This window comes from Alteribacillus bidgolensis (genome assembly GCF_002886255.1).
GTDB classification, from domain to species: Bacteria; Bacillota; Bacilli; order Bacillales; family Marinococcaceae; genus Alteribacillus; species Alteribacillus bidgolensis.
This window is the reverse complement of the sequence record NZ_KZ614149.1, coordinates 1,356,142-1,379,742: the sequence shown is the minus strand read 5'-3', so window position 1 is coordinate 1,379,742 and position 23,601 is coordinate 1,356,142. Positions and strand designations below refer to the sequence as shown.

The window sequence follows — 23,601 nt, the reverse complement described above, 5'->3', positions numbered from 1 at the left end:
CCTCCTCTTTATTAGTTTAAAGAATATTGTTTGACGATCGCTAAGATATCATCAGCGTCCGCTGACTGAATCAAGCGATCGGTATTACCTGGTTCAGAAAGCATCTCTGTTAATTGAGATAATGCTTTTAAGTGTGTTTCATTATCAATTGCAGCTAACACAATGACAAGAGAAGCCTGGTGTTTCGCTTGGTCGGAGAAGGCAACGGGTTTTTTTAAACGTAGAAAACTCATTCCTAAACGATTGACACCTTGTTCTGGCCTTGCATGTGGAATCGCAATATTCGGAGAGATGACAACATAAGGGCCATTTTCATAGACATTATGGATCATGGCTTCGACATAACGTTGGTTTATGCTTTCATTTTTAAGAAGTGGGGCTGCGGATACACGAATCGCTTCTTCCCAGCTTGTCACCGCCTCTTCCAATTGGATCATGTCTTGTGTGAGTAACTCATCTAGCATAGGTTTGTACGTCTCCTTTGTGAGTGAATATTGATTTCCAATACATTGTGCAAGCTTTTCTTTTAGTACTCCTGGTTGATGAATGGTGGCATGTTCTTCAATCATCGCCATAAGCAATGAGACTTCCTGATCTACAGGGTTTATAGATTCTAATATGGTCTTTACCTGATGGACGATGTTTTCACGATCTTTATCAATCAAAAGAGCAGGAACATATATAACCGGAGCTTGCTTTTGTTTTATATAAGAGGTAGAAAAGACGATATCAACTTGATAGTCTGATTGATTATATTCTCGGATGGAAACGGTGTGGAGGATCATAATGTCAGGAAGTAATGTTTCCAGTTGTGAGCGAAGCATACCGGAAGCAGCAATACCGTTTTCACAAACAACCATTGCTTTGTATTTTTTAGCAGTGTTCTGATTTTCACGACGGAGCCATCCCCCGAAATGCATGGCTATATAGGCTGCTTCCTCATCTGGAATGTCTTTACCTATAAATGATTCCAGGTGAGAAAGGGATCGCTTTGTTAAATAGAAAACATCCGGATAATGCTTTTGAATCTCCTCTAAATAATGGTTATTGGTGGAAATATCATATTTCAATCGGTAAAAAGCTGGTTTTAAATGCGTGAATAAATTCTCTTCTAGTTGTTTACGGTCTGCAAAAATCAGACACCCAATCAGCTGAAAATCATCAATGATTTTTTTAACTACCATTTGAAGTTGGCTCATTTCTTTCGTACATGTTCCTGTTATGTGTTCGTGATGGACGCGCGAACCAAGAAGCTGCATGGTCAGTAAAAGCATTTCGTGAGAAGGGATAGAGCCAAACTCTTGCTCTTGCAACGAATCATTTAGCTTTTCGATCGATTGGTATGCTTTGGTTTTTTGCAAGATTTGGATCTCTTCCTTATCGATCTCATGTGATACAGAACGATTTTTTTGTTTGATGGCAATCATTATTTGCAGAACTAAGTACTGTATCACATTTTCTGTAAAAGATACGTTTAATGTTTTTTCGATCGAGGCTAGTTCTTTTTTTAAAAAAGGTTTTAAACGATCATCATTGTTATTTGATGATGGATACAGTATGTCATGCAGCTTTTCGTTTAGATGAGGTGAATCTTTAGCAGTAAGGATATAACTGATTACGTTTGACATCAACTGGTGCTTTTTTTGTTCTTGACCAATGATTTGATAGCCGGATCGTTTCTCATAAGTTAACTTCATCTCAAAATATTCCAGCTCTTTGCTCGCTTTTTTGAGATCGCGAAACATCGTACCACGACTCACTTGTGTTGTGTCCATAAGTTCTTGTAAGGAGGTAGAACGTGTAACCAACATGAGGAGAATAATCTGAATGCGCTCCTTTTGAGAGAATCGGTACTCCCATTGGTTTTTCAACGTTAATCGCGAAGGCAGCTCTTTACAGGTATCAACTGTTAAATAAAATCCTTTTCCACGTGCTTTTTGTATAGGTTTAAGTCCTTTGCATTCCAACCAGCAGTTAATTTGGTCCAAATCATAATAAATTGTTCTCTGAGAGACGCCTAATTTGTTCTTAAGCAGTTTCATATTAACGATGCCATTGTTGTGGTACATCTGATTTAAAATAAAGGTTCTCCTTTTATCTAGTACCATGTGCATCCCTCCTTGTATTTTAAAATTTGCAAAAATGAACGTATTGATGTTGGCCCCTTACTGTGATTAATACTATATCACCCTTTGTTGTTGGATGTAAGTGCTTACAAGATATCAAAAGTGTAAAAAGTAAATTTGCAAAATAATACTGTAAGAGCAGTTTGAGAAATCATAAGAAATGGCCCGCCTTTCATTCGGAAAGCGGGCCATTTCTTATATGGAACTGATTATATGAATGAAGATATGTTTCTTGCTTGATTCCTTTCGGCGTTTCCATTAGCAGCTTTTTACCTTAATCAAGCGCTTCTCCCGTTAATCGTTGTCCAGCATTTTCATTTGCTTCCTCTTTTTCTTTTTCTCTTAGGTCTTCAATTGTTTTGAGCGTTTGTGGGCCGGCGATCCCATCAACTAATAACTCATGATCCTTCTGAAAATCAATGACTGCTTGTTTCGTAATCGGACCATATATACCGTCTACTTTAGATGGATAGAACCCCATAAGTTTCAAACGATTCTGAAGGTTAACAACAGATTGTCCTCTGCTTCCTAAATGTAATATTTGATTAGACTCAATCGTAGTTTGGCGATTTTTCAAAGCAGAAAAAGTTTCCGGACCAACTATTCCATCCACATCAATGTTTTGTTCTTGCTGAAAGTCTATTACAGCTTGGTATGTAATTGGTCCAAAGTATCCTGTGGATGTATGATATTGAAATAAACCGATGGATTTAAGTTGATCCTGTAATACAACAACATCATCGTGTTGCATACCTTTATACAAATTTTGATCTCCAAACGCTGCTTCACCAACTGTAGGGGAAGCTAGAACGACCCAAGCCAGTAGTATGGACATGTAACGATTTAATCTCCGGAATGTAAACACATACATTCTCCTTTCCAATATTTTACTTCACATCTTTTCTACATTTTTAAAGAAAACCCTTTTTCGTAATGTAGATTTTTTATTTTCCTATGAGTTTGATTGTGAAGTCAAAACGAATGGTGCAGATTAAGTTTTCCACACAGGGTTCTACACAAATATAACGAAGTTTTAAATAAAAAATATGAAAGGACGCAACCGTCACTAACTGCTGCATCCACCAATAAATTGTCTGGAAGAGCTGCACAGTTAAATTTCACCTATTTCATCTAAAAAGATAGTTCCGCCATGGGATTGTGTTTTCCTTTTTAGGAGGGCTGCTGAGTATTGCAGCACTAATTTTGATAGCGCCTCCACTTGCGGAAATTGCTTTACGTTTTGGCCCTATGGAATACTTTTCCATTACCATGTTTGCCTTAACACTAATCTCTAGCTTATCCGAGGGCTCAATTATCAAAGGTATGTTAAGTGCTTTATTAGGTATATCCGTTGCGATGGTAGGATCTGCACCAATAGATGCCTATGCTCGTTTTACCTTTGGAATGGATCAATTAAACGCTGGGTTCAACTTACTTCCAGCTCTTATTGGGCTTTTTGCTGTCAGTGAAATAATCAAAATATCAGAAAATAAAATCAATTCATTGTCAAAAAAAATTTCGATTGATAAAGTAAAAGGCTTTGGATTTTCTTTAAAAGAGTTTGCTAACCAATTTTGGAACTTCTTGCGCTCGAGTTTTATAGGTATTGGAATAGGGATTCTACTTGGAATCGGTGGTGGTACAGGTAATATTGTGGCATATGCCACGGCCAAAAATCAGTCTAAAACACCTGAGAAATTCGGCAAGGGAACTCCAGAAGGGGTAGTAGCATCTGAAAGTGCTAATAATGCAGCCGTTGGCGGCGCACTAGTGCCTCTTATGGCTCTAGGAATTCCAGGGGATACGGTAACAGCAATGCTTATTGGTGGTCTTGTTATACATGGCATTCAACCAGGACCGTTATTTTTCTCTCAAAATACTGATATCGTTTATGGGATTTTCGCCGCCTTAATTATTGCTAATATAGCCATGATCATCTTTCTGTTTTATGGAATGAAGATTTTTATTAAAATTTTGAGCATCCCTAGACATCTGTTGTTACCGATTATCATTGTACTTTGTGCAGTTGGTGCTTTTGCAGAAAATAATAGAGTATTCGACATGGGGGCATTACTATTTTTCGGTATTTTAGGATACGTATTAATCAAACTAAAATTTCCAATCACCCCTGTGATTTTAGGATTTATATTAGGCCCAATAGCAGAAACAAATTTAAGAAGAGGGTTAATGGCTACACAAGGAGACTTTTTACCATTTTTAATAAGTCCTATTCCTTTATTATTTTGGAGCATCGCATTACTCACTGTTGTTTTAAAGGCTTGGAAAAACTACAGAGGAAAAGGAGATGTTTTATATGATTGACCTTTTTGAAAAAAGAACTGGGTACTTGATTGCTATATTTGCCATGGTTGCTTTTTTGGCTGCTTGTAGTGAATCTAGTTCAACCGATAACAGCTCCGCTAATACTTCTGATACTGAAGAGGAGAAAAAAGAGGCGGCATCGGGATATCCTGAAAAATCAATAGAAATGGTAGTTCCTGCATCAGCAGGAGGAGATACTGATCGTAATGCACGTCTTTTAGCAGAATATCTTAAAGATGAATTAGGTGTTTCCATTGTCGTACAAAATGTAACTGGTTCTAGTGGGAGTGTAGGAGCGCAAGAACTTCTTAAGTCAGACCCTGATGGATATAGAGTTTTATTCTTCCATAATAATATTTTAATTAATAACATTCTAGGTTTGACGGAGAACAAATACTCAGACTTTAAAATAGCTGGAATAAGTGCAATTGACCATGGTAAATGGTGTGGTGGTACGAGCAGATTCTGAATATGAAGATGCTAAAGATCTAATAGAAGATGCGGTTGAGAATCCTGAAGAAATTAATATAGGTACTTCTGTTGGTGCCTTTACTCATTTTCAACTACTAGATATACAAGAAAAAACAGATGCTAAATTTAATCTTGTAGATGCTGGTGATTTCTCAGAAAGAAACGCTGCTCTCCTTGGAGGACAGTTGGATGTCATTCCAATTCAACTGGGATTAGTAAATGATTATCTGGAATCTGGTGATATGAAAGCTTTAGGGGTACTTTCCGAAGAAAGATTAGAGTACTTTCCAGAGGTTCCTACTTTCAAAGAATTAGGTATAGATTCAACGTTTGAAAAGTTCTTTTTCATGGGATTCCCACCTGAAACACCAGATGACATTGTAAATACTTTTACACAAGCAGTCGAAAAGGCAACGAAAAATGAAGAGTATATAGAAAAAGCTAAAGGCTATGGGATGGAGCCAGAATATATGAACCCAGAAGAGGCAGAAAATCTTATGGAAGAAAGGCAGCAATTATATACAGAAATTAATAAAAGTAATGAGTAACACCGCTTTTTATATCATAAATAGAGAAGTAGGAGTGTGCTTATGAATAACAATAATGTAATAACACCAGAAATGCTTCGGAGTGCCAAATGGTTAGATGCAGGTGATTTTAGAAGTTTTAACCACCGTTCCCGTATGATGCAAATGGGTTTTGGAATAGATGATTGGGATGGTTCACCTATAATTGGGATTCTAAACACATGGTCTGATATAAATCCTTGCCATCACCATTTCAAAGATCGAGTAGAAGATGTAAAACGAGGAGTTCTCCAATCTGGAGGACTCCCTTTAGAAATACCATGTATGTCACTTTTTGAAAGTATTAATAAGCCTTCTCCATTACTATATAGAAACTTGTTAGCTATGGAAGTAGAAGAATTATTGCGATCTTATCCTATAGATGGAGCTATATTAATGGGGGGTTGTGATAAGACAACACCTGGATTAATGCTTGGTGCTATTAGTGTTCAAATTCCTGCCATTTTCATTCCTGCTGGACCGATGTTAAGAGGGAACTATCGTGGAGAGACACTTGGGTCTGGTTCAGATGCTTTTAAATCTTGGGATGAATACCGCGTTGGTAATATTTGTGATAGAGAACTAGAAGGAATATGCGGTGGGTTAGCTCGTAGTGCAGGAACCTGTATGACAATGGGAACAGCAAGTACGATGACTTCCATTGTTGATGCCATGGGTATGTGTATACCAGGTGCTTCTTCCATACCAGCAGTGGATACAAATCATAACCGAATGTGTTCAAAAGCGGGAAAAAGAATTGTAGAGATGGTGTGGGAAGATTTGACACCGGGAAAAATTCTCACTAAAAAATCATTCGTAAACGGCATTGTCACAGCCATGGCTTTAGGAGGTTCCACCAACTCTATTATTCATATAATAGCGATGGCAAGACGGGCCGAATGTAATATAAGCATGGATGATTTTGACCGAATTAGTAGAGACATTCCTGTAATCGCAAACATTCGACCAAGTGGAGACCTGTATTTAATGGAAGACTTTTATTATGCGGGTGGTATTCATGGTATGATGAACCGGTTGCGATCATTTCTTCATCTTGATGAAATGACAGTGGTCGGGGAAACAATAGGAAATGTGATCCAAAATGCGGAAGTTTATAATAATGATATAATTCGTAAGCTGGATGACCAGTATATAAAGAAGGGTCTCTTGCCGTACTGAAAGGCAGCTTGGCTCCTAATGGATGTGTCATTAAAGCAAGTGCCTGTAATCCAAAATTTTTAAAACATTCAGGTCCTGCCATTGTATTTGATGATTATCCATCATTAAAAGCTTTCACAGATGATGAAAATGCTGAAGTAACCGAAAACCATATCTTAATTCTTCGAAATGTAGGACCAAAAGGTGGACCTGGTATGCCGGAATGGGGGATGTTACCGATCCCAAAGAAATTGGTTAAACAAGGGGTAAGAGATATGGTACGAATTTCTGACGTACGTATGAGTGGAACAAGTTATGGTTCATGTATTCTTCATGTTGCACCAGAGTCGTATGTCGGCGGTCCACTAGCTCTTGTAAATACTGAAGATATTATCACTGTTGATGTTTATAACAGGTCTATAAAAATTGAAATATCAGATGAAGAACTAGAACAAAGACAAGCAGAATGGAAAAAAACCCTCTCCTCGATTCCGTCGTGGTTTTGGATGGATGTATTTAAATCATATACAACAAGCTGATAAAGGTTGTGATTTTGATTACTTGGAAACAAGTTTTGGAGAGCCAATAGGTGAACCAGCTATTTATTAAATGTACTCGTTCATTCAAAAACCTCCACTTCAACAGAAAGTGGGGGTCCTTTCCATAAATTTGAACAGACTACTGGACAAAACATAAGCAGTTTACTTAACAGATAAAGAATAACATTGCTTTTTAGTTTATTAAAGAAAGCTAAGAAATCTAATCTTAGCTTTTTAATGTGTCGTTATTTTTTTGTCTTTCCAATGCTAATTGAATAAGGGTATTAATAAGTTCACGAGTGGAAAGACCGCTTGCCTCCCATAATTTTGGATACATACTCCGGTTAGTAAAGCCAGGGAGGGTGTTGATCTCATTAATAACCAATCTATTTTCCTTGGTGAGGAAAAAATCGACCCTTGCCATTCCTTCACCATGCAAAGCTTTAAATGCTTTTACCGCTTCTTTTTTAATTTTTTGGATGGTGCTATCATTAAGATCTGCAGGGATCATCAATTGAGCACCATCTTCATTGATATATTTTGCTTCATAAGAGTAGAATGATTGCTTTTTTGAAACTTCTCCCGGCAGAGATGCAATGGGGAAATCGTTCCCTAACACGGCGCATTCTAGTTCTCTTCCTGCTATCGTTTCTTCCACGATAATTTTGTTGGTATAATGAAAAGCTTGATTTACTCCTTGATAGAATTCGTTTGCTGTTTCGACTTGGCTGATCCCTACAGAGGACCCTTGATCAGCAGGTTTAATAAACAATGGTGTTCCTAATTTTGCTTTCAATTTATTGAATTGGATTGTATTTTTCATCTCTCTTGTAAAAGTAAAGGAATGAGCGACGCTTAATCCTGCATCACGAAGCAGGCGTTTTGCGATATCTTTATCCATGCAAACAGCAGAACTTAAAACACCAGGACCTACAAACGGTATATCCGCTAACTGCAATAATCCTTGCATACTGCCATCTTCGCCTGTACCTCCATGAACTAACGGAAAAATGACATCTATTTTTCCGAACGGAGCAGCACTTGGCCATTCAAAAAGGGAATAGCGTTTTTTTCCAGGGAAAAACGCAAGGCGTTTGTCGGATTTTCTTAATGCAATCTTATTTGGATTATTTATATTTAATAGACATGTGTCTAGATTATTATAAAGGTTCCAATTTCCGTTTTTATCTATTCCTATCAGAAGAACGTCATATTTATCTTTATCGATGGCTTCATAGACACTCTTTGCTGATTGTAAAGAAACCTGATGTTCCGTGGATTTTCCACCAAAAAGCAACCCTACTTTTTGTTTCATGCTTCACCTCCTCTTTTATTTAAGAGTGTTTTCTACATATCTATCGATTCTTTCCATATTTTTTCAAATTGTATTCTGCGACAAATTCGGCCGTGTCCCGCATTCTCATGCGGTGTGATCCTTTAACTAATATGATGGTGTTCGGAGAGACATAATTTTTTAACTTATTGTGTAATTGGTAACGATCAGTATAGGCATAAATTCTTTTAGAAGGATAGCCTCTAGAAATAGCTGCTCTTTTTATCTGCTTTGCTTTCACTCCAAATACGAATATCCTATCCATTCTTTTTCGTGCTAAATATTTACCTACTTTATGATGTCCTTTCCTTGAATAACTCCCTAATTCCAGCATACTTCCAACGACGGCTATTTTTTTCTTGCGTTTGCCCAGCTTTACTAGTACATCCGTAGCTGCTTTTACTGATTGGGGATTTGCATTAAACGTGTCATCGATTAAAAGAGATTTTTTAGGTAATGAAATAACATTTAACCGTCTTCTTGGAGGTTTAAATCTTTTTAACCCCAATCTCATTTGCCTTGGAGAAAACCGGAGCCGATGTGCGATCGCAATCGCAAACAACGCATTAATCACATTGTGATCACCGAATGTCGGGATGAAAAAGCGTTCTGTTTTTCTGTTTAAACGAACGCTGAAAGAGACACCGTTTTTTGAATACTTAATATTTTTTGCTTGGTAGTGAGCACGTTTTTTTATTCCTACTGTCACTAGCTGGCCTTTAAATTTTTTGGTAGAGAGAAGTTTAGAGTTTTTGTCATCTTTATTGATCAGTAATGTCCCTTTAGGATTCATATATTTAGCCATTGCCGATTTTTTTTTGGCTGTTGCTTTGATACTGTTTCCTAATTTTCCATAATGGGCGGTTCCGACATTTGTGATGACTCCAAAATTAGGTTTGAGATAACGAAAGTGGTACTTCCCTGCTTCTCTGCCTAATCCCATTTCCAAAATGACTGCATCATGAGAAGGCCTAATCTGTTGCACATATCGTTTAGTATGCTTAGGCAGGTTACGGTTTCCACGTGTTTTTAATACATGCTTCCACTTTGTTTTAAAAATAGAATAAATAAAAGCAGTGGTTGTTGATTTTCCAGCACTTCCTGTCACTCCAATGGCAGGAATTTTAGGAATCTTGGATGCCATACATTTTTTCCTCCTGTTAGATTTTGTCATTTCTATTTATATTATTTTCTAAAATAGAGCTTGTGCAATGAAAGATCCTAGTTCTGTAAAAAAGGCTTTCTTACTATGTAAAAAGACTTGGTTTAATGTAATCGCTGGTAATGGTTAAGAGAATTGATTTAATAGATTCACCTGCCACTTGCCCTTACCCCTTCTTATATCAAAGAATATTATGAAAAGTGTATAAGTAAATGTAATAATTTATTGAAAATAAACGAAAAAGGAGTGAGAAAATGAAGAAAGAAAAGAGAAACCTTCTTTTAAATCCTGGGCCGGTCACTACTAGCGATCAGGTGAAACGGGCACAGGTTATTCCTGATAAGAGTCCAAGGGAAAAAGAGTTTCAACAGTTGATTACGAAAGTTTCTTCAATGATCAGTGGTATAGCGGCATCTAGTGATAGATACAAAACGATCTTATTTGGCGGATCCGGCACAGCCGCTGTAGAAGCGATGATCAGCTCAACCGTAGGAGACGGTCATTTATGTGTGATTAATAATGGGGTATACGGTGCTAGAATGCTAGAGATGGCGAAGTCGTATGGGATATCTGTGGCAGAATATAAAAGTCCCCTTGATAAGCCCATTACGTTAACAGAGTTGGAGCAATTCATTAAAATACAAAAAACAGCTATTACTCATTTAGCAGTTGTCCATCACGAAACATCTACAGGTTTATTAAACGATATCGAATCATTAAGCCGACTTTGTAAACACAATAACATTAGCTTGCTAGTAGATGCTGTAAGCGCATTTGGAGCGATTCCCATTGATATGGAAAAGTTAAATGTCTCATTTATAGCCGGAAGTGCAAATAAAAATATTCAAGGATTGCCAGGAATCTCGTTTGTAATTGGAGCAAAGGATGAGCTTGAAAAGTTAAAAAAGGTGAAAGCAAAAAACTACTATTTAAATCTCTATGAGCAATATATACATTTTGTAACATTTGACCTCTTTCGTTTCACTCCGCCTGTCCAGACTCTTCATGCTTTAAAGACAGCTTTAGAAGAATTAATAAAAGAAGGAGTCGACAAAAGGTATGAAAGGTACATTAGTTGTTGGAACTTATTAACAAATGGTTTGAAAAAATTAGGACTAAAACTAGTCGTAGCTCCAGAACATCATTCCAAACTTGTATCTGCCGTTTATGAGCCAACAAACAAGTCCTATAAATTTGAAAATATGCATGCCTATCTTGCTCAGCATGGTATCACTATTTATAAAGGAAAATTGGCACCAGCAAATTCTTTTCGTATCGCAAACATTGGAGATATTACAGAAAAAGACATCCAGCATTTTTTACATGTTTTAGAAAAATATCTCCTTACACTTTAAGGTTAATATAGAGGTAATGGAAAGCAAACTAGGACAGGGAATGCCTATGTTAACTACCAATATATAGGTAGTTTTTTATTGGTTTAAAAACGGTAAATCTTGTTTTTGATTGAACCAAAGGACGCTGTTCATATTCATTAGCAGTCTATGCCCAACTGCAGCCTAGCAGCCTTTATTTTCGTATGTTAAATAAAAATAGGCTATGCCTATGAAGTTTCGTTTTAATTTAATGCTAGATGACGAAGTTAGAAGCGGATGGAATTATTCCTTCTTCTTTTTACAAATGGGGAAAAGGTTTTTCAATGTGTATAAATCAGAGGACAACCCAATGCAGATGAATGACGAGTAAATTATGCTGCGATCTGTATTGGTTAGGGCAGAGGTGTTATTTGTCTTAAGTGCCTCTAATTTTAATATCGAAATTATTCAAAATGAAAAATCTGAGTTTAAATAAGGGGGGAGTTAAGTTAAAAAAGGGTTTGAGGAAAAATTGTCCATTGAATAAAGAATTGAAAAATAGGATGTAAACGCAGACCATATTTAGTAAAATATTGGAAGAGAAAATTTGAAATAATGGAAGGAGTGGAGTGTTGGCAGGCGTGGTGAAGTGAATGTTTGGTATACTTGTATTCACTATTATTTTTGGTTTTTTCAGTTTCATAGCAGTCGTTTCAAGCGGAAGAGTACCCGTTTACTAATCATTTTATGCCATTACAAATGGTACAGACAATTCTCACGTCGAACCGTTTTATCGAATGGATATTATCTGAACAAGGACAGACGTTAATTGTAAAAACAGGATACGTACCGCTGATGATTTTTAAGAGTAACTATACGAGTGAAAGGGTTATTCATGAAATAACACTGTGTTTTTAAAGGAGATAAGCATGAAAAAGCTATTATTCATTCATGGGGCAGGGATTCAAGATTCTCATCAAGATAATAGTGAGTTGATAACATATTTACAAGAGGCGTTTGGCAAGAACAATATTTCGAATCCAAAAATGCCAGAGCCGGAAAATCCCAAGTATATGAGATGGAAAGAGCAAATTGAAAAAGAACTTATAAGGTTGGACTCTGAGGTAATCCTTATTGGACACTCATTGGGCGGGTCAGTTTTATTAAAATATCTTTCTGAAGAAACTTACACACCGTCCATTGCTGGATTGTTTATTATTGCAGCGCCCTATTGGGGGATAGATAAAAATTGGCAGAGCGGAGAGTTTATGCTGCAAGAAAATTTTCATTTGAAACTCCCTTCCACACCTCAAATTATTTTCTATCATAGCCGGAACGATGAAATAGTACCCTTAGTACATCAAACATATTACTTAGAAAAGCTTCATGATGCAGCGGCCCATATTCTCAATGATGGGCATTGGTTCAACAATGGTTTGCCTGAGTTAGTGGATGATATAAAAGCTTGTAGGTTAGATGTACGTTTTGAAATCTTTTTAGCTGGGGAAAGGTTTAAAACAATTAAGTGATCAAACAATAACACTATCAGATGAGGCAAAAGATTGGATGAAAAACTATGCCTGGCCCGGTAATATTCGTGAATTATATAGTGCATTGCTCCAATCATCTTTCATGGCTGAGGATAGCATTATAAAACGTTCGCATATACAATTGGATGCCATGGAGAATGAAAAAACATTAAAAAATAAACAATATACTTTAGAAGAGAATGAAAAAATATTTATCCAGCATACGTTGGATCAATATCATTGGAATATTAAACTAGCAGCAGAAAAATAGCAATGCGTGTTATGGGTGCATTTATGCTATTTATGATTTAGCAGTATGTTTATTAACTAACTAGAAAAATATAAACAAGTATTTTCATAATACTGCAGTGTTCTGAATCGAGTCATTATGGAATAAGTGGGCTGCCGTATATTTTTATGGATGGCCGATCTTAATAAATTAAACCGCAAAAATCCGGAAGATTATCGCAATCTCTAATTGGTATATTGCATGTAGAAAAGAGGTGACTACATGACCAATATATCAATTGGATTATTTCAAGGTATTGCTTTATATATTGCAACCGTATTAGGATCAGGCGTTCTTTTTTTATCTGGAGTTACGGCCTCCATAGCAGGACCTGCATCAATACTGTCCTGGATGATTGTTATTATTATTAGTTTTCCCCTTGCTTATTCGTTTGCTTGCTTGGCACAAGAATATCCCGACGCTGGAGGGGCTGCCACTTTTGTAAGAATTTCATTTGGGGAACATTTGGGAAACATTATTGGATGGCTTTATTTTGTTACAGCAGCAGTTGGGCAGACCATCGTTGCATTAACCGGATCCTATTATTTAGGAAATGCCTTTGGTTTTTCTCAGACGGAAATCATGGTTTCTGCTTTATTAATGTTGTTTATTGCAGGAGCCACTAATTATTATGGCATTCGAGTAAGTGGTAAAGTGGCTTTATTATTAAGTGGATGCTTATTTTTCCTATTAGTGATAACGATATTTTTGTCTCTTCCTAGTGTAAGTTTGAATCAATTCACCCCTTTTTTTCCTCATGGAAGTGGTTCAATCGGGTCTGCTATAACCGTCATTTTTTGGGCTTTTTTTGGTTGGGAGGCGATTTGTAACCTTTCAAACAATTTTAGAAACCCAGATAAAAATATTGTTAGAAGTACCATTATAAGCGCCATAATTATAGGGTTTCTTTTTCTAGCGCTTAGTTTTATAACCATTGGAACAGGGACATATGGTAATGAAGAGAGTAATTTATCGCCAATTGCTGTTATTATGAATGATACGGTTGGTTTAAACGCTCAATTAATTACTGGAATGCTTGCTTTTATCATTTGTACAGGAACAATAAACGCATTCGTTGCAAGTCTCACGCAGCTTGGTTTTTCACTAAGTAGAGATAGGGCATTCCCTTCTTATTTTTCTGTGTTACATCCAAAAATCCAAATATCAAGACGTATGGTTATATTTGTCGTTATGTTCGCAGGGGCGGGGGTTTGCATTACAGAAGCTTTGTCTCTTACATTTAATGATATTTTATTTATTCCAACATCCTTGGGAATTCTTGTTTATATTCTTTCGATGGCGGCAGGTGTTAAACTCTTTAAAAATGGAACATTACCGTGGTTGTCTTCTTTGATCGCCTTTATTTTATGTGTACTTGTACTTCCGTTTTTTCAGTCACACATCATTGTTCCATTGATCGTCATTTCTATTTATCTGATTTATATGTACATTTTTCATCGGAGACGTTAAGGATATATTAAAGTTCAAAGTAAAGGAGTTGAATGACATGGTTATTCAGGGACGTTTTTCCTTCAATGAAATGGTTACAATCGCTAACAGTTGTGACCCTTCATATGACGGCGTGTTTTTCTATGCGGTGAAGACAACGGGAATATTTTGTCGCCCTTCCTGTAAGTCTAAAAACCCCAATAAGGAAAATATCACCTTTTTCCAAACACCAGAAGACGCAAAACGAGCAGGCTTTCGTCCATGCAAAAGATGCCAACCAGATACTAAGAACTTTGATCCAAAACTGGCGATTATTAATGATACAAAAGCATATATCCATAGCCATTATAAGGAAGGACTTACCTTGACAAAAATCGCGCTACACATTGGCATAAGTCCCTATTATTTAGCTCGACTTTTTAAAACGCATACGTCAAAAACGCTACATTCATATTTACAGCATATACGTGTCAACAAGGCCGTTCATCTTCTAAAAACGACTGAATTATCCGTTACTGATATTTGTTATGAAGTAGGATTTCAAAATTCCTCAAGCTTTTATCATGCTTTTCGAAAAAAAACGAAGCAGACACCTCAACAATATAGGAGAGGTTTTAGTCACGATCTATGATGAATGTCAAACAGATATCGGGCTTTTAAGATTTGTGTTCTAAGGGAAAATGGAACACTCGTGCGCATGATGATCTTTGGTCATCTTTTGTTAAAAATCACACTGTTAAAAAGAGCTCTGAGTTAGGTAAACCTATTCGACAACAGCTGCAAGAATATCTTGGCGGAGAACATCAAGAATTTCATTTACCATTTGAGCTTGAAGTGAGGAAAATACGAATTGCTTGAGAAATGATTGAATTTAATATTGAGGACAAAGCAGAATATACAATTTTTGGAGGGAATAGTTTAAATAAGGTAGCCCTTAGAGGCTTACTCTGGTTCCATCAATACCAGCTAATAGAAGGTCAATAGGTAGGGATAAAAAAGTTTAAAACTCATGTGACAATAAAATTGCGCATGCCAAATAAGCTTCAAACAAGTTAATTTGAAGTTTTCTTTAGAGTTTTGCCTTAATTTAACAGTTGATATCTTTGGAGGCATTCTTTTACTTTTAATATTTACATTTTTTCTGCCATTTGCCTTGTATGAGGCAGTAGGCTTTGACTTTAGTCAACAGTGGTGACGGTCATAGCCTTCTACCTGTGGTACAGTGGGGTATCAAAGGTATCTGGAAGCGTATCTGGCGTATCCGCATCAACTGCTGTGTTATCTTATCTCATTCTAAATGAGACACTAACCTGGGTATACATGATTGCTTCGTCTAGTTTGTGATAATATAAATTTAATTCCTATTATTAGAGGTGAGTTTAGTTGAGCAGGGTTGAGCAGAGTACAAAGTTAGATTTAGAAAGAATCGTTTTTATTGGGAGAACCTTTGAAGAGTATTTAGACATGTTTTCTCTTTCGAAAGAAGAACTGAAAGGGAAAAAGATACTGGATTGTCCAGCAGGAGCATGTTCATTTACAGCAATAGGTAACAGATTAGGGTTAGACGTAACGGCATGCGATATTACTTATTATTATTCAGGAGAAAACCTTAAAAATAAAGGTTTGCGAGATATTGAACATGCGATGGAACTCATGGAAAAAGCAAAAAATAATTATATTTGGGATTATTTCAAAGATATCGAAGGTCTCAGAAAACTTCGTTTGAGTGCATTAAAAGAATGTGCTAATGACATTATGGAATCTAGCGAACGATATGTTCCTGTTACTTTACCTTATTTACCGTTTAAAGATGCAGAATTTGATATTCTTCTTTCTGGACATTTTCTATTTATGTACGCTGATCGATTAGATTATAAGTTTCATATAGAAACACTGAATGAGTTATTGAGAGTTACCAAAGAAGAAATTCGAATTTTCCCTTTAGTTGCTTTGGAAGGACAACGATATGAACATTTAGATAAATTAATAATTTATCTCGTGAACAATGGTTGTACAGTCGAAGAGGTTAAAGTTCCATATGAATTTCAGACAAATGCTAATTCAATGTTAAAAATAAAGAAGGGTAAAAAATAATCGATTTTCAATCAAGGGGCGCATTCCGTAATAAGGGATTGCGCTTTTTTTATTGGAAAGAAGTATTCCATTATAATTTGAAATAGTTCGTATTAAATCGAGAAAATTAAAAGCATTCACTTAAAGTCAGAAAATATATACTATTATGATAATTTTACACTTAACTTAGCCATTATTAAAGATTTCAATAAACTGATTGGTTTTAGTGCAAAGGACGAGGGGAAAATCAACGAGAAACTTCGAAAGCAAATGGTTGAAAGGAACTGTTCAATCTGGTCTAGCAGTTAAGCCGGAGCAAATCCGGAAAAAAAGTGAAAACAACTGTCTGTGTTAATGTGCTTGGTTACATTATTCTGGAAACTTTATTTTGTTTTGAGACCTAGAACCAATGATTAACCAACAGTAAAAATCTTACACAACTCCAATTCTATAGTCATATTTTTGGTTAAATGGATCAAAATATCCTTAGAGGTGATCTTATGGATAAGAATAAAATAAAACTGACCTCTTCCGAAATTGGGTCATTGTGGGGACAATATGTGAACGGAACAATGACAGAAGTGGTTAATAAAGTTTGAACGGTCACACAACTTCATTGGGGATTTCTGCAAGAGAGGATTTGCGGGCCATGTAGAGTCATGATATACAAATAATGTAAGCAAAAGAGGTCACTAAACAGTCTCTTTGTACCTTGATTGAGTTCTGAATTAGTAAACCCAATGGGAACTGGAAACCCCTCATTTTCTAACAAAGTTACGATTTGCTTTTTTTGTTTTTCAAACGTCTTAATTGCATCTTTAAAAATCGCATGTATGGATTATCTCAAGTTGCACAAGAATACTATGGGAAAGGTTTAGCAGCAAGCATGCGAACAGACCTTATAACGGCATATGAAGAAACGATTCTTAAAAACCTAAGGGTAACTAAGAATTGGTTTAAAATCATGGTTAAAAATAACTGGCTGGAACAACCACCACTTGCCCCTAATAGAGAAGAAATTGCAAAAGATAAATAACATATCATTAATCTTTTAGTTATAAATCAGTCCCTATACTTGTTATTGTTAATTTAGTATAAAATCATCCAATAGCCGTTCGATTTGATTTTCAGGGATGAAAGAAATTTTCATAATGCTTTTGCCCATATTGTCCACTTTGGATTTTTCGTATTCAGCACCATAAAATCACCTTCCTTGTTAACAAGAATTATATAAGTCTATTTTCAATGTTGACATACATTACTGAAATTCTATTTAATTAAACTGCCCGATTGCTTAACATTAATTATTTCAAAACTCCCCAATAGGCACAATGACTTTTCCATATTTTAGACGTATAAATAGGACGGCTTATTAAATAAGCACCCTCTTTAATGAAATAAGGGAAAGCCTCTAAGGGCTGTCCTATTTTTACTATTTCCGCCAAAAATTAGTATATTCTGCTTTCTCCTGAATATTAAATTTAATCATTTTCCGATAATTATTGATATTCTTGTTTACTTAAAAATCACGTCCTTAACTAGATTCGAATTCAAAGTCGATACAAGAAGTACTTAGCCAATCTACACCAAGCACTTCCTGAGATAATCTTCAGGATAATATTACCTTTGAATGATATTGCTTCAGAAGTTAACCTAAGCCCTTATTATTTTTTGCGTGTCTTTAAAAAATCTATGGGAGAAACACCGATTAACTACCTTATACAACTCCGACTGAATGAAGCCAAATATTTATTACATCATACAAATTTAAGCATTGCAGAGATTGCTTACAAATGTGGGTTTAATAGTGAATCACATTTTATAACCACTTTTTTTGAGTGAGTTTGGCCTCATGCCTGATAAAATATCAATAATTATTAACTTAGAAATAGTTTTTTTGCTAGTCTTACTTTTACTATTTCACGAATTACTTCATTTGATTTTCATTCCTCATTTTATTAAATCAGAAAAAACATATGCAGGACTTACTCTGTTCGGTGGTTTTGTAATAACGGAAGAAGAGATTTCAAAAGCAAGATATATAGTGATCACCATTGCTCCTTTTATGATTATTTCAATTATATTTCCACTAATATTAAGTGTATTTGGGCTTTTAACAACGACATTAAAATTTTTGATCATACTAAACGCAATGGCATCATCAGTTGATATGCTTAATATGTTTCTAATTATTAAACAAGTACCGAAAAATGCCACTCTAAAAAGTAATGGACCAGACACTTATTGGAAAAACGCACAAAGGAACGAAGAGTATAAGTTTAATAGAAGTCTTTAATTTAACGAAAGGGTTCAATTCTAAAGCATGAATTGAGCTCTTCTTTTTATGTTGTTAATGAACAATTCAACAACCGCGGTCTTTTGGGGTTTTAATGCCTTCTTAAATAAAAAGTATTAACGTTCGAAGGTATTGGAGTTAATCGCATATTCCGAAATGTCTCCTATTTTGTAAGTTCAAGGAAAAAAAATAAAGAAAATATCAACTTTTGCAATGACAAAGTAAAAGGTGTCAAAATCTGTGACCTTAGCATGAATTTTCGTAAAAAAACGGGAATGTTTTTGCTATACGGAACGCAGTAGGGGAAGAAAAAAGTGAAATGGGTATGGGAGTAATTTCCTGCAAAATGAGAAGGCTTGTTGCTTTTACCAGTTTCAATGGTAAATTTTTTTAATTTTGGCTATTCAAAGCTTTATATAGCTGTAGTAGGAAATTTACATCCTTTTGATATTCTCTATTTGTAAAAAATTTCAAAGGAGGAATTTAATGTGAAAGGAATAGTGAGATCTTTTTTTCTGTGGTCATTTTCCATTTTACTTATGGGAAGCTTATTTCTTTTTTCAACAGAGGCCTTTGCCTCAGAAAAATCTTCAACAAAGACAGACTTGACGGCAATGACGTTTAACTTGAGGTATATGAATAATTTTGATCCATCCCCGCATACATGGGAGGAGAGACGTTCTACGGTTCGTCAGGTTATTCGTAAAGAGCAGCCTGATATTTTTGGAACACAAGAAGCTGTATATCAACAAGTAAAAGACGTGGACAATGATTTACCTAATTATGATTGGATTGGTTTAGGTCGAGAGGGAGGGGATAAAGGAGAATTTATGGCTGTTTATTATGATGAAACCCGTTTTACTCCTTTAGAATATGACCATTATTGGTTATCAGATACTCCCGAAGTGATTGGGTCCACCTCATGGGGAAATACGATCCCGCGAATGGTCACTTGGGTTAAATTTCTCGATACCAAAACGGACAAGCCCCTCTATTTCGTAAACACCCATTTTGATCATATCTCCACAGAGGCTAGAGAGAAAAGTGCTGAGCTTATCACTGAAAAAATAGAAGAATTTGATCCCGACGTTCCAATTATTGTAACGGGTGATTTTAATGCAGGACCTAACAGCGAACCTCATCGTATTCTCACGGAACAGGGGCCTTTCGTTGATACTTGGGCTACTGCTCAAACAAGAATAAATGAACATCTGGGTACGTTCAATGGTTTTGACAATCCTTCCGGAGGAGGAGCGGATAATAGAATCGACTGGATTCTCTCCAGCGAGGATGTGACGACAGAGACAACTGCAATCGTAGACTACCAAAAAAATGGTCAATACCCTAGTGATCATTACCCTGTTGTTGCGGATATTGATCTTCCATAACGCTTAAGTAAAGGGGAAAGGGCTGAATTTGTGGATCTGTCAGCTCAAGGCTCCCATACAATTATGATAAACGTGACTGATTCTGGGTCGTACCACCTCGACTACATTCAGTTTGATCTCCAGAAGTAAGAATGTTTATTTGGAAACGGTGTAGATAAAGGAATAATAAAAGAAGAAGCTATCCAACACGGGTAGTTTCTTCTTTTTTCTATTAATCTATAGGAATAGAATCTTACCAATGAACACTAAAAGATAAACGCATTTTACTCTCAGCATCTCTACAGGATTTTGGAAGAGTTGAGAGGAGAACGTTTAAGTCAAAAATTATGAGTGCTATCGTTATTAGTGTTTCTTACAATGCTGGGATGTAATTCGGATGATAATTTTGAAGGGAAGAAAGAAGACGTTGTTAAAGATGGAGTATCTGAGGAGCTGGTGAAAGAAGATAACAGTAATCTAGAGGTGAGTAAAACCTTTCAATCTGGTTCTTATACGGTGCTATTGGAAGAAGGACGAATAGGGGGAAAGAAACAGAAGTTAGAGGGTGATTTTGAAGTTGTTGTTATAATAGAAACAAATAAAGATGTAACAGTTGTTGAAAGTAAGGAATTAGCTGGTTCTCATAATGGAGCAGGTGCACACGATGATGTCTTTGCCGATTAGTGGAATGTAGGAACTTGAAGCATATGTTGGAGAAGAATTGTGTTTGGGACAGTAGTTGCTAAAGTAGAGTAAATATTAATTATCTCCCTGTTCATTGATTGGGAAGGGGTAAAATTGGCTCCCGTTGAAGCTGACATTATGTTTCACGTAGATAAAGCCTATTTCAATGAATTTTTAAGTATTTATCAGAAAACCCATCCAAACTTTTCGATCAACACTGATGCCTTAGATTTTACCAAGAAAGAAGAAGTTTAGAAGATATATGAGAGTTTATCGAACAACTGTTGTATGACGAACAAGGTGAACAAGAACGGGTTGTTATGATAAATTACTTAAAGGAAGAGCTGAAAGGTATAAGTGGATTTTCAAACAGTTAAGTTGATTTCGGAAATGTGCGTACTTTCGTAATATGACCAAAGCATAGGGTTTACAAAACTATTTTTAAGAAACGGGCAGCATTAGTTGAGTTGATGAATTTTTCACAAGATACGGCTTTTTCAAAAAAAGCGTTAGGAGGGATGAAGTGAGCAACATTGAAAAAACAGATTTTTGTTGTACACAGGACTGTAAAGTTTACTTCCTTGAGCGATGTATCCGTTCCATTTTCAAATGGACATATGATGAGGGACTGCCCCATCGAGAGTACTTGAAGTCTTAAAAAAGAGAAAGCCGCAAGTGGTTTTAGAGTCACTTTATGATCGAACTGATTACGCTATCACCCAAAACTTCCCTGTTTTTAGGAAAACAGCAGAATACACAAAAAACACCTGTTGAAAAAACTCATATTTCCCAACAGGTGTTCATCATTTTCAGGGCTTTTGGGACAGCCCAAGTAGGACATTATGCATTTACATTTTCTTTCTCTTTTTCGTCCGTTTTATTTATTACTGTCGTACCAATGAGATCACCGGTGACGTTCAGACAGGTAGCCCCCATTCCGATCAAGACATCAACTGCTGCGAGTAAGGCAACAGCTTCCATGGGGAGGCCAAGCTGGGAAAATACCGTTGCAATCATAATGATACCGGCACCGGGGACACCAGCTGTTCCGACTGATGCAAGGGTACCAATCAGGACAACCTGCAGCATTGCTGCAAAACTAAGTGGTTCACCGATAATGTTAGCAGCAAAAACAGTTGATACCGCAATACGAATAGCAGCACCGTCCATATTAATGGTTGCTCCAAACGGCAGGCTGAAACCATACAGACTTTTAGACAAACCAAGGTTTTTAGCTGCGTTCATCGTAAGCGGAAGTGTCCCAGAACTGCTTTGTGTTACAAATGCAGTAATCATCGGACTGCGTGCTTCACGGAAAAATTCCCCTGGGCGTTTTTTTACAAAAAGCAAAAAGACAACATAGACTGAAAGCTGTATGAAAAGAGCCACGTACAATACAAAAATGAAGTTCCCTAACGAGAATAGGGTGTTTGTGCCCTGGCTCCCTACGACGTCTGCAATAATTGCAAATATACCAATCGGTACAAATTGCAGTAAACCTTTCATGACGGTTAGCGTCGTTTCATTGAGTGCATCTACTACTCTGTAGACACGTTCCCCTAACTCGCTTTGTTCTTTAGATGATCTCAAATAGGAAATAGCAATCCCGAAAACAATTGCAGTAAAGATAATTCCGAGAAGGTTCATTTCTGTAAAAGCTGTTCCGATGTTTTCTGGCACGATATTTAACAAGACGTTTACAACACCGGGGTTTTCTGGAACTTCGACCCTTTCATTTCCTCCCAGCGTCATGCCTGTGCCAGGATTAAACAGGCTGGCAACCCCCATTCCAATCATAATAGCTAGTGCTGAAGTAAGAAGATAATATAAAAACACTTTACCGCCCATGCGTCCTAAATGAGTAATCTTTGTCTGGTTGACACCGACAACAAGCGTAAAGAAAATCAGCGGGGCGATAATGAATTGGAGCAGGCGAAGCAGCAGGTCCCCAAACGGTGCAAGTACTTCCGTTTTTTCACCGAAAATCAAGCCAGCCAAAATACCGAGAACAAGAGCCAAGGTGATTTTTTTAATTAAGGGCATTTCTATATATCGTTTTAACATCACCAACCTACATTACCTCCTTTACTTAAAATGATCATGGGTTATTGTATCTTTATCATTCGAATATGTCCAATCTGTAAGCTTGGTTTTTTCAATACAAAAGGATTTGCAGCTTCCTATTATCAGCTTCAAAATACAACCATTTCTTATTGCTATGTACCGCTGGTTAATAAACGATGATTCTTGGTGTGAAGGGTTGTACTTTTTTCAAAAATACAACAATTTTCACTATAATGCAGGAAAAAAAGAGAAATAAATATACTTTTTAAAGTATATTATTTCTCTTTTTTAGTTCGTTTTTGATGACGAGTTACTTTTTTTCTATTGCCGCATATTTTCATTGAACACCATTTACGTCTACCACGAGTATCAATAAACAATAAGACACATTCCGGGTTTGCACACCGATGAATATTGCTTAATTTATCAGAAGATAGAAGTTTCAGGGCATTTAGTGCAATTAAAGCCACAAGAGCATTTTCAGGTTTGCCTGTAGGAATAGGTAATAATTTATTACCTTGTAATTCGTAGGCAAAGGGGGATTGTCTAACTAACAATTCTAGACGAGAAACCCAATCAGGTAGAACATTTTCCCCGTCTGCCATCCTTTCATAGTTTTCTCGAAGAAACAAACGAACTTCGCGTAAAAGAGGTAATGCACGTTCTGCCCATTGGTCTATAGGAGTATTAAATTGATTATTACATAGGATGTTTTGTTTTTTTAAAGTTTGAAACCATTCGATTACGTTTTCAGGAGACCTGAGTAAATCATGTCGTATTCCGTGTCGAATCAACTCCGTATTCACTAAATCAATAGAAATTTGTCCAGTAATAAGAGGGAAATTTAATTCACTAGTCAT

The 23,601-nt window shown here is 36.3% G+C and carries 21 protein-coding genes and 2 pseudogenes; 16 read left to right on the top strand and 7 right to left on the bottom strand.

Translation table 11 applies throughout. The annotated features are described in order from the left end of the window. Positions 1 to 11: 11 nt before the first annotated feature. A complete protein-coding gene (locus CEF16_RS06995) occupies positions 12 to 2,108 on the bottom strand; it encodes a BglG family transcription antiterminator (RefSeq protein WP_170031677.1) in 2,097 nt (698 codons plus the stop codon). Positions 2,109 to 2,400: 292 nt separating this feature from the next. Next, the gene (locus CEF16_RS06990; protein ID WP_170031674.1) at positions 2,401 to 2,991 is read right to left on the bottom strand and encodes a peptidoglycan-binding domain-containing protein; all 591 of its coding nucleotides are present in this window, start codon (positions 2,989 to 2,991) and stop codon (positions 2,401 to 2,403) included. 293 nt (positions 2,992 to 3,284) lie between these two features. Between CEF16_RS06990 and CEF16_RS06985 the strand changes: the two genes are divergently transcribed. Genes CEF16_RS06985 through CEF16_RS25505 form a run of 5 tightly spaced genes read left to right on the top strand, consistent with a single transcriptional unit; the run spans position 3,285 to position 7,182 of the window. Then, complete coding sequence (locus CEF16_RS06985) at positions 3,285 to 4,448, top strand: tripartite tricarboxylate transporter permease (protein WP_245917789.1); 1,164 nt, start codon at positions 3,285 to 3,287, stop codon at positions 4,446 to 4,448. Further along, complete coding sequence (locus CEF16_RS24790) at positions 4,441 to 4,917, top strand: type 2 periplasmic-binding domain-containing protein (protein ID WP_091582383.1); 477 nt, start codon at positions 4,441 to 4,443, stop codon at positions 4,915 to 4,917. Before CEF16_RS06985 ends, CEF16_RS24790 begins: the two co-directional genes overlap by 8 nt. Next, complete coding sequence (locus CEF16_RS06975; protein WP_139185910.1) at positions 4,871 to 5,467, top strand: tripartite tricarboxylate transporter substrate binding protein; 597 nt, start codon at positions 4,871 to 4,873, stop codon at positions 5,465 to 5,467. The genes CEF16_RS24790 and CEF16_RS06975 overlap by 47 nt, the downstream gene beginning before the upstream one ends. 42 nt (positions 5,468 to 5,509) lie before the next feature. Next, positions 5,510 to 6,664, top strand: coding sequence for a dihydroxy-acid dehydratase domain-containing protein (locus tag CEF16_RS06970; protein WP_211295843.1), 1,155 nt, complete (start codon positions 5,510 to 5,512; stop codon positions 6,662 to 6,664). 8 nt (positions 6,665 to 6,672) lie between these two features. Further along, complete coding sequence (locus CEF16_RS25505) at positions 6,673 to 7,182, top strand: IlvD/Edd family dehydratase (protein WP_211295842.1); 510 nt, start codon at positions 6,673 to 6,675, stop codon at positions 7,180 to 7,182. A gap of 226 nt (positions 7,183 to 7,408) precedes the next feature. Here CEF16_RS25505 and ddlA read toward each other — a convergent pair whose 3' ends face one another. Both ddlA and CEF16_RS06960 read right to left on the bottom strand, forming a co-directional pair. Then, on the bottom strand, positions 7,409 to 8,497 hold the full coding sequence (gene ddlA, locus CEF16_RS06965) for a D-alanine--D-alanine ligase (RefSeq protein ID WP_091582389.1): 1,089 nt from the start codon (positions 8,495 to 8,497) through the stop codon (positions 7,409 to 7,411). A 40-nt stretch (positions 8,498 to 8,537) separates the two neighbouring features. After that, complete coding sequence (locus CEF16_RS06960; RefSeq protein ID WP_170031671.1) at positions 8,538 to 9,659, bottom strand: UDP-N-acetylmuramoyl-tripeptide--D-alanyl-D-alanine ligase; 1,122 nt, start codon at positions 9,657 to 9,659, stop codon at positions 8,538 to 8,540. A gap of 272 nt (positions 9,660 to 9,931) precedes the next feature. On the opposite strand from CEF16_RS06960, the gene CEF16_RS06955 reads away from it, so the two are divergent. The 6 genes from CEF16_RS06955 to CEF16_RS06930 all read left to right on the top strand — a co-directional run bounded on the left by CEF16_RS06955 (position 9,932) and on the right by CEF16_RS06930 (position 16,351). Continuing rightward, the gene (locus CEF16_RS06955) at positions 9,932 to 11,032 is read left to right on the top strand and encodes a 2-aminoethylphosphonate aminotransferase (RefSeq protein WP_091582395.1); all 1,101 of its coding nucleotides are present in this window, start codon (positions 9,932 to 9,934) and stop codon (positions 11,030 to 11,032) included. Positions 11,033 to 11,919: 887 nt separating this feature from the next. Next, positions 11,920 to 12,519, top strand: a complete 600-nt coding sequence (locus CEF16_RS06950; RefSeq protein ID WP_091582397.1) for an alpha/beta hydrolase — start codon at positions 11,920 to 11,922, stop codon at positions 12,517 to 12,519. Positions 12,520 to 12,556: 37 nt separating this feature from the next. Next, positions 12,557 to 12,790 (top strand): AAA-type ATPase lid domain-containing protein, encoded by a 234-nt coding sequence (locus tag CEF16_RS06945; RefSeq protein WP_091582400.1) that lies wholly within the window; start codon positions 12,557 to 12,559, stop codon positions 12,788 to 12,790. 240 nt (positions 12,791 to 13,030) lie between these two features. Next, a complete protein-coding gene (locus CEF16_RS06940; protein WP_091582402.1) occupies positions 13,031 to 14,278 on the top strand; it encodes an APC family permease in 1,248 nt (415 codons plus the stop codon). 37 nt (positions 14,279 to 14,315) lie between these two features. Then, positions 14,316 to 14,888: a bifunctional transcriptional activator/DNA repair enzyme AdaA gene (locus CEF16_RS06935; RefSeq protein ID WP_091582405.1), complete on the top strand. Its 573-nt coding sequence runs from the start codon at positions 14,316 to 14,318 to the stop codon at positions 14,886 to 14,888. Between the two features lie 752 nt (positions 14,889 to 15,640). Continuing rightward, positions 15,641 to 16,351, top strand: a complete 711-nt coding sequence (locus CEF16_RS06930; protein ID WP_091582408.1) for an SAM-dependent methyltransferase — start codon at positions 15,641 to 15,643, stop codon at positions 16,349 to 16,351. Positions 16,352 to 16,976: 625 nt separating this feature from the next. On the opposite strand, the pseudogene CEF16_RS06925 reads toward CEF16_RS06930, so the two are convergent. Then, positions 16,977 to 17,168: pseudogene (locus CEF16_RS06925) on the bottom strand (DUF3231 family protein); the annotation flags it as partial. Between CEF16_RS06925 and CEF16_RS06920 the strand changes: the two are divergent. From CEF16_RS06920 to CEF16_RS06900, 5 genes and pseudogenes are all read left to right on the top strand, one after another. Further along, positions 17,169 to 17,366 (top strand): annotated as a pseudogene (locus tag CEF16_RS06920) (DUF3231 family protein); the annotation flags it as partial. A gap of 590 nt (positions 17,367 to 17,956) precedes the next feature. Next, positions 17,957 to 18,172 (top strand): helix-turn-helix transcriptional regulator, encoded by a 216-nt coding sequence (locus tag CEF16_RS06915; protein WP_245917788.1) that lies wholly within the window; start codon positions 17,957 to 17,959, stop codon positions 18,170 to 18,172. 10 nt (positions 18,173 to 18,182) lie between these two features. Next, a complete protein-coding gene (locus tag CEF16_RS06910; RefSeq protein ID WP_091582416.1) occupies positions 18,183 to 18,626 on the top strand; it encodes a DUF3267 domain-containing protein in 444 nt (147 codons plus the stop codon). Between the two features lie 488 nt (positions 18,627 to 19,114). Further along, the gene (locus CEF16_RS06905) at positions 19,115 to 20,014 is read left to right on the top strand and encodes an endonuclease/exonuclease/phosphatase family protein (protein WP_245917787.1); all 900 of its coding nucleotides are present in this window, start codon (positions 19,115 to 19,117) and stop codon (positions 20,012 to 20,014) included. A 357-nt stretch (positions 20,015 to 20,371) separates the two neighbouring features. Further along, on the top strand, positions 20,372 to 20,677 hold the full coding sequence (locus CEF16_RS06900; RefSeq protein WP_139185912.1) for a hypothetical protein: 306 nt from the start codon (positions 20,372 to 20,374) through the stop codon (positions 20,675 to 20,677). 840 nt (positions 20,678 to 21,517) lie between these two features. On the opposite strand, the gene CEF16_RS06895 is transcribed toward CEF16_RS06900, so the two are convergent. After that, entirely contained in the window at positions 21,518 to 22,741 is a 1,224-nt protein-coding gene (locus CEF16_RS06895) for a dicarboxylate/amino acid:cation symporter (protein WP_091583172.1), read from the bottom strand. 275 nt (positions 22,742 to 23,016) lie between these two features. Further along, a complete protein-coding gene (locus tag CEF16_RS06890; protein WP_091582422.1) occupies positions 23,017 to 23,601 on the bottom strand; it encodes a CGNR zinc finger domain-containing protein in 585 nt (194 codons plus the stop codon).

What these genes read in the sequence shown, in the direction of transcription:
- CEF16_RS06995 (WP_170031677.1), bottom strand. Translation starts at nt 2,108, where the DNA reads ATGGTACTAGATAAAAGGAGAACCTTTATTTTAAATCAGATGTACCAC.
- CEF16_RS24790 (WP_091582383.1), top strand. Translation starts at nt 4,441, where the DNA reads ATGATTGACCTTTTTGAAAAAAGAACTGGGTACTTGATTGCTATATTT.
- CEF16_RS06970 (WP_211295843.1), top strand. Translation starts at nt 5,510, where the DNA reads ATGAATAACAATAATGTAATAACACCAGAAATGCTTCGGAGTGCCAAA.
- ddlA (WP_091582389.1), bottom strand. Translation starts at nt 8,497, where the DNA reads ATGAAACAAAAAGTAGGGTTGCTTTTTGGTGGAAAATCCACGGAACAT.
- CEF16_RS06960 (WP_170031671.1), bottom strand. Translation starts at nt 9,659, where the DNA reads ATGGCATCCAAGATTCCTAAAATTCCTGCCATTGGAGTGACAGGAAGT.
- CEF16_RS06955 (WP_091582395.1), top strand. Translation starts at nt 9,932, where the DNA reads ATGAAGAAAGAAAAGAGAAACCTTCTTTTAAATCCTGGGCCGGTCACT.
- CEF16_RS06950 (WP_091582397.1), top strand. Translation starts at nt 11,920, where the DNA reads ATGAAAAAGCTATTATTCATTCATGGGGCAGGGATTCAAGATTCTCAT.
- CEF16_RS06945 (WP_091582400.1), top strand. Translation starts at nt 12,557, where the DNA reads ATGAAAAACTATGCCTGGCCCGGTAATATTCGTGAATTATATAGTGCA.
- CEF16_RS06940 (WP_091582402.1), top strand. Translation starts at nt 13,031, where the DNA reads ATGACCAATATATCAATTGGATTATTTCAAGGTATTGCTTTATATATT.
- CEF16_RS06935 (WP_091582405.1), top strand. Translation starts at nt 14,316, where the DNA reads ATGGTTATTCAGGGACGTTTTTCCTTCAATGAAATGGTTACAATCGCT.
- CEF16_RS06910 (WP_091582416.1), top strand. Translation starts at nt 18,183, where the DNA reads ATGCCTGATAAAATATCAATAATTATTAACTTAGAAATAGTTTTTTTG.
- CEF16_RS06900 (WP_139185912.1), top strand. Translation starts at nt 20,372, where the DNA reads ATGCTGGGATGTAATTCGGATGATAATTTTGAAGGGAAGAAAGAAGAC.
- CEF16_RS06895 (WP_091583172.1), bottom strand. Translation starts at nt 22,741, where the DNA reads ATGTTAAAACGATATATAGAAATGCCCTTAATTAAAAAAATCACCTTG.
- CEF16_RS06890 (WP_091582422.1), bottom strand. Translation starts at nt 23,601, where the DNA reads ATGACTAGTGAATTAAATTTCCCTCTTATTACTGGACAAATTTCTATT.